Annotated in this window: 20 protein-coding genes; 8 read left to right on the forward strand and 12 right to left on the reverse strand. The window is 61.7% G+C overall.

The window, feature by feature from the left end; genetic code table 11:
* Window position 1: 1 nt before the first annotated feature.
* From CLV41_RS01580 to CLV41_RS01615, 8 genes are all read left to right on the forward strand, one after another.
* Window positions 2-361: a DUF3024 domain-containing protein gene (locus tag CLV41_RS01580; protein WP_103220526.1), complete on the forward strand. Its 360-nt coding sequence runs from the start codon at window positions 2-4 to the stop codon at window positions 359-361.
* A gap of 22 nt (window positions 362-383) precedes the next feature.
* Entirely contained in the window at window positions 384-653 is a 270-nt protein-coding gene (locus CLV41_RS01585; protein WP_103220527.1) for a DUF6129 family protein, read from the forward strand.
* A complete protein-coding gene (locus CLV41_RS01590; protein ID WP_103220528.1) occupies window positions 650-1,843 on the forward strand; it encodes a DegT/DnrJ/EryC1/StrS family aminotransferase in 1,194 nt (397 codons plus the stop codon). Before CLV41_RS01585 ends, CLV41_RS01590 begins: the two co-directional genes overlap by 4 nt.
* 35 nt (window positions 1,844-1,878) lie before the next feature.
* Window positions 1,879-2,184, forward strand: coding sequence for a 2Fe-2S iron-sulfur cluster-binding protein (locus CLV41_RS01595; protein WP_103220529.1), 306 nt, complete (start codon window positions 1,879-1,881; stop codon window positions 2,182-2,184).
* 82 nt (window positions 2,185-2,266) lie between these two features.
* Window positions 2,267-2,485, forward strand: a complete 219-nt coding sequence (locus CLV41_RS01600) for a hypothetical protein (protein WP_408013377.1) — start codon at window positions 2,267-2,269, stop codon at window positions 2,483-2,485.
* A 182-nt stretch (window positions 2,486-2,667) separates the two neighbouring features.
* Window positions 2,668-3,123: a Rieske (2Fe-2S) protein gene (locus CLV41_RS01605; protein WP_103220530.1), complete on the forward strand. Its 456-nt coding sequence runs from the start codon at window positions 2,668-2,670 to the stop codon at window positions 3,121-3,123.
* A gap of 4 nt (window positions 3,124-3,127) precedes the next feature.
* On the forward strand, window positions 3,128-3,439 hold the full coding sequence (locus CLV41_RS01610) for a DUF6156 family protein (RefSeq protein WP_235867036.1): 312 nt from the start codon (window positions 3,128-3,130) through the stop codon (window positions 3,437-3,439).
* A 39-nt stretch (window positions 3,440-3,478) separates the two neighbouring features.
* Complete coding sequence (locus CLV41_RS01615; RefSeq protein WP_103221471.1) at window positions 3,479-3,907, forward strand: group II truncated hemoglobin; 429 nt, start codon at window positions 3,479-3,481, stop codon at window positions 3,905-3,907.
* A gap of 26 nt (window positions 3,908-3,933) precedes the next feature.
* Here CLV41_RS01615 and CLV41_RS01620 read toward each other — a convergent pair whose 3' ends face one another.
* From CLV41_RS01620 to CLV41_RS01675, 12 genes are all read right to left on the reverse strand, one after another.
* On the reverse strand, window positions 3,934-4,173 hold the full coding sequence (locus CLV41_RS01620; RefSeq protein WP_103220531.1) for a hypothetical protein: 240 nt from the start codon (window positions 4,171-4,173) through the stop codon (window positions 3,934-3,936).
* A 30-nt stretch (window positions 4,174-4,203) separates the two neighbouring features.
* On the reverse strand, window positions 4,204-4,449 hold the full coding sequence (locus CLV41_RS01625) for a hypothetical protein (protein WP_103220532.1): 246 nt from the start codon (window positions 4,447-4,449) through the stop codon (window positions 4,204-4,206).
* A 105-nt stretch (window positions 4,450-4,554) separates the two neighbouring features.
* Window positions 4,555-5,703: a molybdenum ABC transporter ATP-binding protein gene (modC, locus tag CLV41_RS01630; RefSeq protein ID WP_103220533.1), complete on the reverse strand. Its 1,149-nt coding sequence runs from the start codon at window positions 5,701-5,703 to the stop codon at window positions 4,555-4,557.
* Window positions 5,700-6,377, reverse strand: a complete 678-nt coding sequence (modB, locus tag CLV41_RS01635; RefSeq protein ID WP_103220534.1) for a molybdate ABC transporter permease subunit — start codon at window positions 6,375-6,377, stop codon at window positions 5,700-5,702. Before modB ends, modC begins: the two co-directional genes overlap by 4 nt.
* A gap of 31 nt (window positions 6,378-6,408) precedes the next feature.
* Window positions 6,409-7,176, reverse strand: a complete 768-nt coding sequence (modA, locus tag CLV41_RS01640) for a molybdate ABC transporter substrate-binding protein (protein WP_103220535.1) — start codon at window positions 7,174-7,176, stop codon at window positions 6,409-6,411.
* A 39-nt stretch (window positions 7,177-7,215) separates the two neighbouring features.
* Window positions 7,216-8,031, reverse strand: a complete 816-nt coding sequence (locus CLV41_RS01645; RefSeq protein WP_103220536.1) for a TOBE domain-containing protein — start codon at window positions 8,029-8,031, stop codon at window positions 7,216-7,218.
* Between the two features lie 415 nt (window positions 8,032-8,446).
* Window positions 8,447-9,910, reverse strand: a complete 1,464-nt coding sequence (locus tag CLV41_RS01650; protein ID WP_103220537.1) for an NAD-dependent succinate-semialdehyde dehydrogenase — start codon at window positions 9,908-9,910, stop codon at window positions 8,447-8,449.
* Window positions 9,911-9,922: 12 nt separating this feature from the next.
* Window positions 9,923-10,900, reverse strand: coding sequence for a phosphate acetyltransferase (gene pta / locus CLV41_RS01655; protein WP_103220538.1), 978 nt, complete (start codon window positions 10,898-10,900; stop codon window positions 9,923-9,925).
* 95 nt (window positions 10,901-10,995) lie between these two features.
* Complete coding sequence (locus CLV41_RS01660; protein ID WP_103221472.1) at window positions 10,996-12,018, reverse strand: YeiH family protein; 1,023 nt, start codon at window positions 12,016-12,018, stop codon at window positions 10,996-10,998.
* Between the two features lie 58 nt (window positions 12,019-12,076).
* Window positions 12,077-13,861: a sulfoacetaldehyde acetyltransferase gene (gene xsc / locus CLV41_RS01665; protein ID WP_103220539.1), complete on the reverse strand. Its 1,785-nt coding sequence runs from the start codon at window positions 13,859-13,861 to the stop codon at window positions 12,077-12,079.
* Between the two features lie 215 nt (window positions 13,862-14,076).
* On the reverse strand, window positions 14,077-14,844 hold the full coding sequence (locus CLV41_RS01670; RefSeq protein WP_103221473.1) for an SDR family NAD(P)-dependent oxidoreductase: 768 nt from the start codon (window positions 14,842-14,844) through the stop codon (window positions 14,077-14,079).
* A 196-nt stretch (window positions 14,845-15,040) separates the two neighbouring features.
* Window positions 15,041-15,889 carry an IclR family transcriptional regulator gene (locus tag CLV41_RS01675; RefSeq protein ID WP_103220540.1) on the reverse strand — a complete coding sequence of 283 codons (849 nt, stop codon included), beginning with the start codon at window positions 15,887-15,889 and terminating at the stop codon, window positions 15,041-15,043.
* Between the last annotated feature and the right edge of the window lie 36 nt (window positions 15,890-15,925).

Consider the following 15,925-nt stretch of genomic DNA (forward strand, 5'->3'; position numbering starts at 1 on the left):
CATGCAAGTCGCCGCGCTGAATTCCCCGTCGCAGATGCCCGCCGCGCAGCCGAACGAGTTCGACCTGCGCCGGATCGAGCGCGCACTGCAGGACCGGGTCCGCTACCGCTACGTGACGCCGGCGATTATCGGCGTCAGCGGCGGCTATCGGATCCAGGCGCCGTGCTGTTCCCGCAATGTCGATCCCGAGGGCGGCATCGTGGACATCGCCCTGTTGCTTTTTAACGGCCTGAACGGCGAATGGCGGCTGTTTGTCAAGGATCACACGCGCCAGAGCTGGGAACTGCACAGTGCCCATTCGCGGCTCCAGGAGTTGCTTGACGATCTGAAGGCGGATCCGAACCGGGTGTTCTGGCAGTGATCGAGACACGGGAACCGAGACCATGACGGTAAATTCGAACGACCTGGCCGAGATCGGGAAAGAACTCACCGCGGCCGGCGTGGACGGTGCGCTCTTTGCGACCTTGCGGGGAAGGTTTCCCCACTTGTCCTGGACGCGGTGCGATGCGTCGGATGTCGTCGAGGAGCCGTTTCAGACCATCGGCGGGTTTGACCTGCATCTCATCGACACGAGAGATCACTGCGTTCACATCGTCAGCGATCCGGAACACGCGACAGGAATTATCCTGGCAACACGGAGTGCGACGGCATGAGCGAACCCTTGATAGAAGAGATCGAAATCGCCGATCTCGCGGAGGACGCAGGCATCATTCCGCTGTCCGACCCGGACATGACTGTCGCCGATCTCTCGGCCGTGGACACGGTTCTGCGCTCCCCGTGGATTTCAAACGGGACGGCGGTGGATGCGTTCGAGGATGCCTTTGCCGCGTATCTCGGCCGGAAATACGCCATTGCCTTTCCCAGCGGGGTGTTTGGCCTGCTGCTCGCCCTGGAGGCGTTGGGGATAGGGCCCGGGGATGAGGTGATTGCATCTTCCCTTTCCTTCCGCGAGACGGCACATGCCATCAGCGTGCGCGGGGCCCGTCCGGTCTTTGCCGATATCGACTATTGGTCCGGGACGATCGCGGTTGCCAAGGTCGAGGCCCGCCTCACGGAAAAGACCAGGGCGATCGTTGCCGGCAACACCAACGGCCATCCGGCGCAATGGAGCGAACTGCGCGAATTGGCCGACAAGCATGGCATTCCTCTGATCGAGGACTCCACCGAGGCAATCGGCTCGACCTACAAGGGTGCGCCGGTCGGAACCTTCGGGGATTGTTCCATTTTCGATTTCTCGCAGCCCATGGCGATCACCTGCGGCGAGGGCGGCATGGTGGTAACGGATGACATCGATCTGGCCGTGGTGCTGCGCCGGCGGCGGTCGCACCGTCCGCAAGACCGGTCTTCCGTCGTGATCACGGCAACGGCCCCTTATCAGGCGGCCATGAGCGACCTGACTGCCTCACTCGGAATGTCTCAGTTGCAGCGGATCGACGAGATCCTCGCCAAACGCAAGCAGGTTGAAGCCTTCTACCTCGCGCATGTCGAAACCTTCGAAGGTATCAAGCCGCCCTATATCGGACCCGATATCACGGACGTGCACTGGTTCCTGTATGTCGTGCATCTGGGCACGCGTTTTTCCCGCTCCAGCCGGGATGCCATCATCGAGGATCTCAAGGTGGAGCAGGTCGAGGCGTCCGCCTACAGCTCCCCGCTTCACCTGCAGCGCCATTACTACAATCTCGGGTATCGCCGCGGCGACTATTTCGTCACCGAAAAGGTCGCCGATCGGGCCATCGCCCTGCCGTTTCATACCCATCTGGACGAAACCCAAGTCGAATTTCTCGTCGAAACCATGAAGGACGCCTCGATCAACGTTGGGGCCGGTGCGGCGATTTACTAGGCCCGGACGGGCCACAACGTGCCAAGGAGTAATAGATGTCTCTGATTACCGTAATGCCTTCCGGAAAGACCGTCGAAGCGGCGGAAGGAACTTCTCTGATGCAGGCCATTTCCCAGATCGACGGCGACTTCAAGCACAAGTCGGGCGACACCTGCGATGGCTCTTGTCACCTCTTCCTGCTGGAAGGCCGCAAGGGCGTTTCCAAAGTTAGCCGTGAAGAGAATGAGAAGCTCGACATGATTGTCGGCGTCGGTTCCAAGTCGCGGCTTGCCTGTCAGGCGACTGTGTTGGGCACGGAAGACATCAAGGTCGAAGTGCTGGACTTTGCCTCGGGTTTTTGAGGCCGCGCCATCGCATTGAGACGTCTGGAAGGAATTCCGGAGGGACTCCGGAATGCGTACCTCAAGAGGTAGGAGACGGACTATGGGTATGGAAAGCACGGTTATTCACGTTCGGTTCGCGCCGAACGGCACCGTTGTCGAAATTGGCGAACGGCCGGAGGCGCTGTCGCCGCAACAGTGGTTCAATTGGCTCAGCCTCAATGTAGCGAACCACTATCGCTCGCTGGCCGGCGGCAGGGGCGTCTTCAAGGTCGCGGCGAGCGACATTGACATGCTGCGGAAGACCGCGAACGCCTCTTGAAATTCGAACGCCACGGGAGGAGCACTTGGCAGGTCCGCAATGCAGCGCGGATCTGCTCTTCTTTGCGAGAGGCTCGATTCCGGCACGCAATATGCAAGTTTCGCTTTGACCCGGTTTACCGTGGTTCGCTGAAGTGAAATTGTCGGGTTCAAGACACACCCGCAACGAGGAAAGGTCAAGATATGCAGGACGATGCGGATCTCTACGTCATTTGCCATAGCGAGGATATCCCGAGCGGAACGGCCAGGGCTTTCAGCTTGTCGCGTCTGAACGAGGCCGGGGAGAGCCGGCCGTTTCCGGTGGTGATCGTTCACACCGACGCCGATGTTTTTGTCGGCTATGCCAATATCTGCCCGCACAATCGCCTCTGGCTCAATATCGGCGACGGCGCGTTCTTCAACGACGACAACAGCTTCCTGGAATGTGGCCGGCATGGCGCCCGCTTCGAGATCTTGTCCGGCCAGTGCGTTACCGGGCCCTGCGCCGGATCGAGCCTGGAACCTGTGCCGCTGATGCTGAGCGATGGCGAGGTCTGCATCTATGGAATCAGGTTGGCGGAGGACACGCCGTATCCGGATCCCTTTGGGCCTCATGCGGATTATGACGAGACCATGGAAATCATGATCCATCCGGACTGAGGGGATGCCGACCGAAGATATGAAAGTGTCCCGGGACTGCCGGTATTTTGTGACCTACGCCGGGGTGAAACTGCCTTTTCGTCTGGTCAATCCGATCGATCCGGATAGCTTGTCCAACCGGAATACCTACATCCGGGCGTATTTCGAGGGTCCGGATATCCTGGTCGGATTCGACAAGGTGGTTTATGGCGAGATCGAGTTATCGCACCGCTATACGTATCACGCCGGGGGTATGTTGAAGCAGGTGGAAATCACCATGCTTGAGGACGACCCGGTCGTTCTCGACTTTGATGAAACCGGGCAACAATCTCGCTGATGTTGCCCGCACGATAGAGAGAAAACCGCGGGGATGGCAATGCAGGACGCCGGGCACAAGGGCACGATTTTCGAACACATTGGCGGCGCGGAGGTCATCGACCGTCTGGTGGATCTGTTTTATGAGCGGATGGATACGCTTGCGGAAGCAAAGGATATTCGAGCCATACATGCGGCCGATCTCGGTCCGACCAAGGATGTCTTGAAGCGCTATCTGTGTGAATGGACCGGCGGACCGAAACTTTATTCGCCGGAGAAAGGCCATCCCCGCCTGCGCCAGCGGCATCTGCACGTCGCGATTGGCGAGGCTGAGCGGGATGCCTGGCTTGTCTGCATGCGGGGCGCGCTGGAGGAAGTCATAAGCGACGCCGAGGCCCGCGCCGGACTTTACGAAAACATGGCCAAGCTTGCCGACTGGATGCGCAACCAGCCTGGCAATCCGCACGATGCGCGTGGCCAAGCGACCTGATTTGTCTGGTTGCCCGGGTCCGTACCCTAAAGCGGCACGCCGAAAAACTCGTCCTCGTCGCCGCCGCCGGTCTTGTGCAGGGCGAAGGCGTCATTCCAGCGGGCAAGCTCCGGTTCGGTGGCGTCCCTGTGTGTGACCGTGGCGTCCTGACGCTCACCCAGAAGATAGCTCTTCCCGTTGCGCAAAAAGCGGCTCAACGCCTTTCGGTCCGTGGGACGGACGATGCAGCGCGGTGTTTCATCGATGAGAATGGTCGTCGGTAGCATGGTCGAACTCCTTGCCGTTCTGAATGCCGCTCAAAACCCGTCCTTCTTCGTTCCCCAGGGATGAGACCCGTCGACAAGAGGCGCCGAAATGCCGGCCTTGGTCACGTCGTTCAGGTTTCGGTAAAGCGTCGCTTCGTGAACCAGGATCCCGGTTTTTGTCGTAACCGCGACATAGCGGGCGGCTCGATCGATATCGCACAGGTAGCCGCCACCTGGATCGGCGGCCGGGCGAAGATTGCCATCCCAATCGATAAAATAGCCCTCTGTGTCCGGCATCGACTGTCTCCTTTTTCAAATATCGTCACGGCGGTTTTGTCGCCCCACGGGGACAAATGATATGTGAAGCAAACTCCTTGCCATGTGACCGTGCCGGCGGAACGTTCATTCCAGAACCGCTGCCGATTTGATATGCGCCCACACCGGCTTTCCCGGAGAAAGCGCCAGCGCCTCCGAGGATCGCGCGGTGAGACGGGAGATCAGCGGTGTCGTGCCGTCGATGTGTTTGATCGTGCGATCGTTCTGATTGGCGGGAATGCCCGTGTTTGAGCCCGGCAGCGGGTGGCCGAGGCGGACCTGTGTGAGCACCACCGCTGGATGATCCGTCGGCACGGAGCCGGTCACCGTCGCCGGCAGGATGTTTAAAATGCTGCTTGCGTCCTGACGTTCCAGGGCGAGGCTCACGTCGCGGGCAAGCACGCGCATGCGTACCTTCTGGCCGATCGCCTGACCATGATCGCGGATCCAGAGACTGCCGCCGGGAAAGGCCACCCGCATCAGGTGCCAGCGCGCGTCCCGTTCGACCACCTTGGCTTCCAGTGCGATCCCGGTGTCCTCGTCCTGACCGATCGGGAGGTCCAGCCGGGCGAGCGTTTCCGTCAGGTGACCGTTCGCCAGCACCCGGCCTTTGTCCAGAACCACGAGGTGATCGGCGAGGCGGGCTACCTCGTCGGGAGAATGGGTTACATAAAGGATCGGGATCGACAGCGCGTCGCGCAGATGTTCCAGATAGGGCAGGATTTCCCGCTTGCTCTTGTGATCGAGTGCCGACAGCGGCTCGTCCATCAGGAGAAGGCGGGGGCTGGTGAGCAGCGCCCGCGCCACGGCCACCCGTTGCCGTTCACCGCCCGACAGGTTGGCCGGCCGGCGGTCAAGCAGGGCGGAAAGGCCAAGCCACTCCGCGGCCTGACCGAATTGGATCCGCCGGTCCTGGTCGGGAATCCGCCTCGCACCATACTCCAGGTTCTTGCGCACGGATAAATGCGGGAAGAGGCTGGCTTCCTGGAAAACATAGGCAAGGGGACGCCGGTGGACGGGAAGGAAACGTTTCTTGTCTTGCCAGGTCTCGCCATCGACGCGCAATGTGCCTTCCGCCCGATTGAGCCCGGCGATGCAGCGCAAGGTCGTGGTCTTGCCGGAGCCGGAATGGCCGAACAGCGCGGTCAGGCCCGCCGCCGGCAGGCGCAAATCGATGTCCAGTGAAAAGCCGCCCTTGAACCCGGTCCGGAAGCGCGCCTCGATGATCCCGCTCATGACTTTTCCGCCACGGCGATGCGGCCGTTGACCGCGTAGAGAACCAGAAGCACGGTGAAGGCGAATACCAGCATGCCCGCCGACATCACATGTGCCTGATCGTATTCCAGAGTTTCCACATGATCGTAGATGGCGACAGAAAGTACCTTGGTCTGACCGGGTATGTTGCCGCCGATCATCAGCACCACCCCGAACTCGCCGATCGTGTGTGCGAAGGAGAGAACGGCGGCCGTAAGAAACCCCGGTCTGGCGAGGGGAACCACCACCGTGAAGAAACGGTCCAGGGGCGTGGCCCGCAAGGTCGATGCGACCTCCAATGGCCGCTCGCCGAGGCCCTCAAACGCGTTTTGCAGCGGCTGGACGGCGAATGGCAGCGAATAGAACACCGATGCGATGACCAGCCCTGGAAAGGTGAAGGGGATGGTTCCAAGACCCATGCCTTTCACGATCTGGCCGACGAAGCCGTTCGGCGCGAGTACCAGCAGCAGGTAGAATCCGAGCACGGTCGGGGGCAGGACGAGCGGCAGGGCAACCAGCGAGACCAGCGGTTGCTTGATCCAGTGGCGCAGCCGCGCGAGTCGCCAGGCAATCGGCGTTCCGACGATCAGCAGGACAAGCGTCGTGATTGTCGCCAGTTTCAAGCTCAGTAAAACAGGACTCCAGTCGAAGGTCATTCGCTTGTCTCCGCTCGAATGATTGGCCCGCTCACTCCACCGCGTAGCCGTAGCCGGTAGTGATGTTCCGGGCGGTGCCGCCCTTGAGGAAGTCGATGAAGGCCAAGGCGGCCGGGTTGGTCTCGCCCTTCTTCAAAAGGACGGCCTCCTGCACGATGGGTTCGTAATAGGTTTCGGGGATTTCCCAGTTGCTGCCGGTTCCCGCCGGGAGAGCCAAGACCTGCGAGAGGGCGAGTAGGCCGACGTCCGCATTGCCGCTGGCCACGAACTGGAAGGCCTGGGCGATGGTGTCGCCGCGCACCAGCCTGTCGGACAAAGTGTCCCACAGGCCCAGGCGCTCCAGCACCTGGCGGGCCGCGAATCCGTAGGGGGCGGTCTTCGGATTGGCGATGGCGGCATGGGAAAAGGCGCCGGTTTTCAGATAATCTTCCCCGTCCGAGAACAGGTTCTCCGTTGCGCTCCACAAGGCAAGCTTGCCCTTGGCGTAGGTGAAGCGGGAGCCAGGCACCGCAAGGCCCTCGGCCTCGGCCTTTTGCGGGCGCGCCGCATCGGCGGCGAGGAATACCTCGAAGGGAGCGCCGTTCTGTATCTGGGCGTAGATCTTGCCGGTCGAGGCAAAGCTCACGACAGCTTTATGACCGGTCGCCGTCTCGAACGCCCGGGCGATGTCGCGCATCGCGTCGGTGAAATTGGCCGCGACCGCCACCGAAACCTCCCCGGCGCCAGCGGCGGATGCACACGCCATGGCGGTCGTCAGTCCGACGACGGCAAGTTTTGCGAACCTGGTCAACATGCGCATGGGTTGGATCCTTGTCTCTGGTGGGAAGTGGAAGGAGCCTTATTCGACGCCGAGAATGATCTGCGACGCCTTGATCAGCGCGCCGCAGCCGGTTCCGGGCTCCAGCGCCAGCTCCTGTGCGCTGTCATTGGTAATGACCGCCGCGAGCGTCTTGCCTGCGCCGATGTCGAGAACCACGTCCGTGTTCACGGCCCCTCTTTCGATGGAAAGCACCGAGCCGTGGATCCGGTTGCGGGCCGACAGGCGCAGGCCGTCCATGTCCCGGGCGAGGATCGGTGTGCTCGCATTGACCAGGGCGCAGGCGGATTGCCCTTCGTGAAGCGCGAGCATGTTGGCGCTCTGATTGGTCAGGATCGCCGTCAACGTCGTGGTCGCCGAAATCTTCAGCGCCACCTCGGTGCTGACCGACCCGGTCGTTACGCTGGTGATGATGCCGTGGAAGCAGTTGCGGGCGCTGGTTCTCATCAGAAAGCTCCAGAGCGGGGGAACAGGGATGTCCGGACCGCCGTGTCCGGCTGCCAGGGACATTTGCAGTTCGCCGATTAGATCGCCAAGGCCTTCCATCAGCCGGCGGTGGGCGTGCAGGGTACAGCGCCCGGCCGCCGTTACCTCGGCACCGCCGCCGTGCCGTCCGCCGGGTCGGGCCTTCACGAGAGGTTGCGCGAACAGGTTGTTGAGGGCGTTGGTCGCATCCCAGGCGGCCTTGTAGCTCAGGCCCGCTTCCCTGGCGGCTGCCGAAATCGAGCCGAGCCGGCCAATCGCCTCGAGCAACCGGAACCGTTCCTCGCCGACGCGCAGTCCGGTTTCGTTCGTCACGGCAAGAACCGGTTTGAGTACGGCGGCGGTCTGGTCCATCGTTATGTATCTCGACTGCATATCGGTTGGAACGGATTTGCAGACTGAAAAGCAACGATGATGCCAGATTTAATTTGATATATTTTTCAATTATTTAAACGAATTTCAAGTCATCCCGCCACATTCAGTCCACCGTTTGCCGGATTTTGTCGCGTCGGGTTTGTCGGTCTTTGTTCGCATTTTGTCGCGTGTGGACCAGAATAGGCTGTGGTTTCGACGCAGCCACTGTTCGCCGACGCGGCCCCACCGCCAAGCGATTTTCCGAAGGGACCCAAAGCACATCAAGAATACCGATGCGCTGCTGGTGACGTACTGTCGGTGTATTGCTTGGCTGTAGGTTCCAGGAAGTGTGTTCATTTATTTCGGGTCACCAGAAAGAGGACTGCGCTTCGCAGCCTCTCCAGAAACGGATATTTTACACAATCTCGCCCATGCAGAGATACTTGATTTCCAGGAAGTCATCGCTGCCGAATTTCGACCCCTCGCGGCCCAGCCCGGATTGCTTGATCCCGCCAAACGGCGCGACTTCCGTTGATATGAGCCCTGTGTTGATACCAACCATGCCTGTTTCCAAAGCTTCCGCCACGCGCCACACGCGCGCATGGTCGCGGCTGTAGAAATATCCGGCCAGGCCGAACTCGCTGTCATTCGCCATGGATATGGCCTCGGCTTCATGCTCGAACCTGATGAGCGGCGCGACGGGACCGAAGGTCTCTTCATGTGCGACGCGCATGGTCTGGGTAACACCGGTCAGCACGGTGGGCCTAAAGAAGGTGCCGCCGAGGTTCGAGCGCGTACCGCCTTCCACAACCTCGGCTCCCTTGCCCACTGCGTCCGCGATATGTGCCTCCACCTTCTTGACGGCGGCCTCGTTGATGAGGGGGCCGATTGTAACCCCCTCCTCAAATCCGTCGCCGACGCTCAGCGCGCGCGTCCTGGAGGCCAGTTTTTCGGCGAAAATGTCGTAGATCCCGGTCTGCACATAAATGCGGTTGGCGCACACGCAGGTCTGGCCGTTGTTGCGATACTTGGCGATCATGGCGCCTTCGACCGCGGCATCGATGTCGGCATCGTCAAAAACGATGAACGGGGCGTTTCCGCCCAGTTCGAGAGACATCTTCTTGATCGTGTCGGAGCACTGCTTCATCAGGATCCGGCCAACGCGGGTGGAACCGGTGAAGGTGATCTTGGCCACCTTCTCATTGGCGCAAAGTTCCTTCCCGATGGCGGACGCATCCGACGATGGAATGACGTTGAACACCCCCGCCGGAATCCCAGCGCGCTCGGCCAGTACCGCCATGGCCAATGCCGACAAAGGGGTCAACTCGGCCGGCCGCGCGACGAATGTGCACCCGACGGCGAGCGCCGGAGCAACCTTGCGGGCGATCATGGCGTTGGGGAAATTCCAGGGCGTGATCGAGCCGACGACCCCGACGGGCTGTTTCAGGACCACGATCCGTTTATCGCGCTGGTGGCCCGGTATCACGTCGCCATAGACGCGCTTGGCTTCTTCGGCGAACCATTCGATGAAACTGGCCCCATACAGAATTTCACCTCGTGCCTCAGGCCACGGCTTGCCCATCTCGGCAGTCAGGATCCTTGCCAGGTCATCGGCGTTTCCGATCATCAGGTCGTACCAACGACGCAGGAGCGCGCCGCGTTCCTTGCCGGTCAGCACCGCCCAGGCGGGTTTCGCCGCATAGGCTGCGTCGATTGCTCCGGCTGCGTCGGCGATCCCCAGGTCCGCCACCTCGGCGATCTGTTCGCCGGTAGCCGGATTATGAACGGCAAAGGTCTTGCCGGCTTCAACCCATTCTCCGTTCACGTAGGCGCGGGTTTCCAGCAGCGACGGGTCAGTCAGCTTCAAAGTGCTTGTCATCAGGCATTTTCCTCAATCAGGTTTGTCGCCGCGGGAAGCTGCCTGCACGGCGGTCACGGCGGTTGTAGCGATAATGTCGTCCACGGAGCAGCCGCGGGACAGGTCGTTGGCGGGTCTGGAAAGGCCTTGAAGAATCGGACCGATAGCGATCAGCCCCCCCAGTCGCTGGGCGATCTTGTAGCCAATGTTTCCCGAGGCCAGGTCGGGAAAGATGAAGACGTTGGAGCGCCTGGACAGACGGCTGCCCGGTGCTTTCTTTGCGCGGACCGCATCGTCGAGGGCGGCGTCAAACTGCATCTCACCGTCAACTTCCAGATCGGGCTCCGCCGCGTGGATCAGGTCCAGCGCGTCATGGATCTTATTCAGACTGTGGTGGCGCGCCGACCCAGCGGTGGAAAACGACAGAAGCGCGACCCGGGGCGTTTCATGCAGCAACCGCCGGCAGGATTGCGCGGCGGAAAGCGCTATGGTGGCAAGTTCCGCGGCATTGGGCTCAATCACAAGGCCGCAATCGGCAAAGATCATGCCGCCCTTGATCGGCGCGTCGGGGCCGCAAGACAACATGATGAAGAAGCTGGAAACGATCTTGGCATCCGGAGCGCGGCCAATAATCTGCAGTGCGGCGCGTACCGTCTGCGCGGTTGTGGCAACCGCCCCGCCCACCGTACCGTCCGCCTGGCCCAGCCGGACCCGCATGGCGGCCTGCCGGATCGGGTCGCGCATGTCCTCAAGCGCCTTTTCCGCCGTCATCCCTTTTGCGGCGCGCATTTTGTGCCAATGACCGCCAAGTTCCGGCAGATCCGGTGCCTCCGCGGGGACAAGGGACGTAACCTGGGCAAGATCGGGCCCGTTCATCAGCGTGACCTGGGCGAGGCCGCCGGCGGCGAGACGGGCAGCGGCCTCAGCCACAAGAGGATTGTCCCCCTCTGGCAGGATAATGTGGCGCGGATTTGCCCGCGCGGCGGCCAGGATGCGGTCGAGCGGTTTCATCGCGCAGCCCTGTCCCGATGAGCGGGGCGGAGATCCGCCGGGAAGCGCGGAGCTGCCGCGCGGCGTCCATGAATGGGTCGGGCGAAACTCATCGGTCAGACCAGGACATGGAGACCGACGACGATGAAAATGCCGAGGAACAGCGTTTCGACGACCACCAGAGCGATGGCGGTCGCGCCGACTTCAACCATGCGGCCAAGGGACGTCTTGATGCCAACCGCGGCGACGGCGATGAGCAGGGCCCAGCGGCTCAAGGACCCGACCCAGTCGGCCAGCACCTCAGGGATCAGACCGACGGAATTGAGCGCCGCCAGCACCAGAAAACCGATCACGAACAGCGGCATCAGCGGTGGCCGGTCCTTGGGATGGGCTTCGGAAAGGCCGGCCTGACGGATGACCAGCGAGAACACCAGCACCACCGGCGCCAGCATCGAGACCCGGATCAGCTTGACCAAAGTCGCGGTTTCGCCCGTTTCCGGACTGATCGAGAAGCCCGCGCCCACAACCTGCGCCACATCGTGAATGGTGCCGCCGAGAAACAGGCCGGAATCATGGGCGTCGAATTCAAAAAGCTGCGCCAGCATCGGGTAGATCACCATGGCGATTGTCGACAGCACCGTTACGGACAGAACCGTGAAGACGAGATCGCGTTCGGATTTCTCGTGCCGCGGGAGAACCGCCGCGATGGCCATCGCGGCCGAGGCCCCGCAGATGGCAACCGATCCGCCGGTCAGAAGCGCGAATCGCCAGCCGCACCCGATAAAGCGGCTCGCCAGCAAGGCGAAGAGAATGGTCAGGACGACCCCGGTCACGACCAGGGTCACGGACAGCCCTCCCAACTGGATCAACAGGTCCACACTGATGCGCGCGCCCAGAAGCGCCACCCCGATCCGCAACACGCTGCGCGCGGTGAATTCAACGCCCCTGGCGGTTCTGGTCCCTGGTTCGGAGAGGAAATTCAGCGCCAGACCGAGCAGCAATGCCATCAGCATGGCGGGAGCGCCGTAGTGTTCTGACAGAAACTGCGCGGTGGCAGCCGCCAGAACTGAAACCGCGAATCCGGGAAAGACCGCTGTCAGCGACTGGATATCAGGCAGCCGAATGCCTTTGCTTGTCATGAAGTGCTCCCGTGCGGACGGGCCCGGCGGCAAGAAACCGCCGGGCCGACTGTCCTGATCAGGCAACGCCCTTTTGAGGGCACATGTCGTCCTTGCTGATACCGGCGACTTTGACGGGCTTCTTCATCGCGTCGCGCCGGAAAGGTTCTCCCAGCTCCTGGTTGATCAGGGCCTCGATCAAGGTGGTCACGCCGTTTTCCATCTGGTCGGTGACCGCTTGTGCCAGGGCGTCCGTCAGTTCCTCCATCGTGCGTGCCACAACGCCCTTCAGCCCGCAGGCATTGGCGATGGCGGCATAGCTGACGCCCTCGTCCAGCTCGGTGCCGACGAAGTTGTCGTCGTACCAGAGGGTCGAGTTGCGCTTTTCCGCACCCCATTGGTAGTTGCGGAAAACAACCTGGGTGATGGCCGGCCATTCCTCGCGGCCGATGGCCGTCAGTTCCGTGACCGCGATGCCGAAGGCGCCGTCGCCTGAAAACCCAACAACGGGCGTGCCGGGGCAGCCGATCTTGGCGCCGATAACGGCGGGCAGACCATAGCCACAGGGACCGAACAGACCGGGTGCAAGGTACATCCGGCCGGTATCGAAGCTCGGATAGGCGTTGCCGATAGCGCAGTTGTTGCCGATGTCGGAAGAAATGATCGCTTCCCTCGGCAGACCTGCCTGGATCGCGCGCCAGGCCATACGCGGGCTCATCCACTTGGGTTTGTCCGCGCGGGCGCGTTCGTTCCAGGTCGTGCCCGGATCGTCGTTTTCGTGATCCATCGAGGTCAGCTGCTGCGCCCAGCGGCTCTTGGTCTCGGCGATGCGTGCCTTGCGCTCCGACCGGCCCGCGTCGCCGGCGTTCGATGACAGTTGGGTGAGGATGCCCCTGGCCACCCTTGTGGCGTCACCAACGATGCCGACGGAGATTTTCTTGGTCAGGCCGATGCGGTCCGGATTGATATCGACTTGGATGATCTTCGCGTTCGCCGGCCAGTATTCCATGCCGTAGCCCGGCAGGGTCGAGAATGGATTGAGGCGGGTGCCCAACGCCAGCACAACATCGGCTTCCCTGATAAGCTCCATGGCGGCCTTGGAGCCGTTATAGCCGAGCGGACCGGCAAACAGCGGATGCGATCCCGGAAAAGCGTCGTTGTGCTGATAACCGACGCAGACAGGCGCATCGAGCCGTTCGGCCAGTTCCATGGAAGCGGCAATACCGCCCTCGGCCAGAACCACTCCGGCGCCGTTCAGGATCACCGGGTTCGTGGCCTCGCTCAGAAGGCGGGCCGCTTCGGTCACGGAAGTTTCACCACCGGAGGACCGCTCGAAGAGGATCGGGTCCGGAATTTCGACATCCACGACTTGCGTCCAGAAATCGCGCGGCATGTTGATCTGCGCCGGCGCAGATGCCTGCCTGGCCTTGGCGATCACACGGGTCAGGACCTCGGCGACACGCGTTGGATCGCGCACTTCCTCCTGATAGGCGACCATGTCGCGGAACAGGGCCATCTGCTCGACTTCCTGAAAGCCGCCCTGCCCAATTGACTTGTTCGCCGCCTGGGGAGTGACCAGAAGCAGTGGCGTGTGGTTCCAGTACGCTGTCTTCACGGCGGTGACGAAATTGGTGATGCCGGGGCCGTTCTGGGCGATCATCATCGACATCTTGCCGGTGGCGCGCGTGTAACCGTCCGCCATCATCCCGCCGGAGCCTTCATGGGCGCAGTCCCAGAAGGCGATGCCTGCCCTGGGGAACAGATCCGAGATCGGCATGAACGCCGAACCGATGATGCCGAAGGCATGTTCGATGCCGTGGCGCTGCAGTGTTTTCACAAAGGCTTCTTCGGTGGTCATCTGCATGGCTGGAACTCCTGTCAGTCATATGGGCCGCCTCGGCGGCAGAAAGGGATCAGCCCGCCGGCCGGAGCCCTGCAGGCACACGCAATCCTTTCCAGGCGAGCCATTCATTCGCCTGGTTTCTTTTTGGATGTACGGGAAAGTCACGCCACCGGAACTTGAGGATCGATTTTCACCCGGCCCGGCGGCACGAAGACGCGACGCGTGTAGGGTCTAGATCATGATGCCATCCCCTGTCCGCCATTCACGTCAAGCAATTGTCCGGTGATGAAACCTGCCTCGTCAGAGGCGAAAAACGCGACCGCAGCCGCCACATCCTCAACCCGGCCGTGGCGGCGCACCGGGATGGACGCCAGCACGCCGGCCCGTTCTTCCGGAGACTGCCGCTCGCTCAATAGCCGCTCGACCCGTGGCGTCAGGATCGCGCCTGGGCAGACCGCGTTGCAGGTAACCCCGTGCGGTCCGAATTCCTGGGCGAGCTGCAGGGTCATGGATTGCACCGCGCCCTTGGCGGCAACATAGTTGGCGCCGGTAAACAGGCTGCCGTATCGCCCGGCTTTGGAACCCAGATTGATGATGCGGCCATAACCACGTTCGACCATGCCCGGGATGACTGCACGTGTCAGACGGACCGCGGCCGTCACGTTGAGGTCCATGACCCGCGCCCAGTCCTCATCGGTTTCCTCGACGAAGGCACGCGGCGTGTGGAGCGAACCGCCAGCGTTGTTGATCAGGATATCGAAAGCAAAACCGGCCTCTTGAAGCCGCGTCATCGCGGCGGTGATCCGATCGGCATCGGAGAGGTCCACCTGTTCGAAATGCACGCCCGACATTTCGGGACGTGATGACGAGCGCTCGATCGCCTCGGCGCTGCGGTCAAGAACCGCGACACGCGCGCCTTCCGAGGCCAGACGCGCGGCAATAGCCTCTCCGAGGCCGTCCGCCGCGCCGGAAACGAGAGTGGTCTTTCCCTCCAGGTTTTTCACGATCAGCGGCCCTCCCAAGCCAAATTCCGACGGCTCGCGTCGCCTTTTGGTAATTGTATATATCGGACTTTAATTCCGCAATATATTATTATTAGAAAAATGCGCAAGCCAAAAACTCCGCCGTTCCGTTAGCGGAAGCCCTTGATCTGCAATGGAATATGAAGGTTGTGGCGCCGTCAGTCGTCAGAGCGTATCGTCAAAGAGATCCGCCACCGAGGGCCGCGATATCCTGCGTGGCGCTCAGCAATTTCGGCAAGTGCTCCCGGCGCAGCCTTTCAGGAGACAAAATGGAGGCGTTGCCCCCGACGCTGAGTGTGTAAATGTCCCCGGTCAAGGGATCGTACAAGGGAATTCCGATGGCGTTGTGATCGGGTTTCCATTCCCCGAAGGAATCCGAGTGGCCCTGCCGCCGCATACGCTCAAGAGCCGACATGAGCGCCGCTTCCTTGCCATTCGACCAGGCCTCGCCGTGATACTGCGCGAGTTCCGTCAAGACGGCATCGCGTTCCTTTTCCGGCGCAGCGAAGAGATAAGCTCGACCTGGAGCGGATTCCGCCAGGGGAATCCGCGAGCCGACATTCAGCGACAGATAGATTGCGGTGGGCTCGCGGATCAGTTCAACGAACATCATGTCCAATTTGTCGCGCACGCTCAGAGCAACAACGCAATCGCCCTGGGCCGCAATCTCTTCCATCCGCCTGCGCACCAGTTCGCCGAAGCCGAACCGGCCCATGACCGCGAAGCCGAGCGTCAGTACCTGGTTCGAAACGGCGTATTTGCCGTACTCAGGCATGTAGCGCAGATAACCGAGCTTGGTGAGGGTGCCCAGAAGGCGCGACACCGTCGTCTTGTGCAGGCCGGTGCGTTCGGCCAGGACCTGGGTTCCGAGCATCCGGTCCTCGGCCCGAAAGGCGCGCAGGATCGACATCCCCCGGGCGAGTGAACTTACGAAAGGGCGGTCGTCATTGAAGTCGCCCGCGTCAGTTCCCTGACGCGGCCTTCCCCGGCGGCGTTTCACAGGCTCTTTCGGAGGATTGTCACTCATGATTGCCGTTTACAGCAGCAGCATGGCCGTGTCACC

The organism is Roseibium marinum, assembly GCF_002906165.1.
In the GTDB taxonomy this organism is placed as follows: Bacteria; Pseudomonadota; Alphaproteobacteria; order Rhizobiales; family Stappiaceae; genus Roseibium; species Roseibium marinum.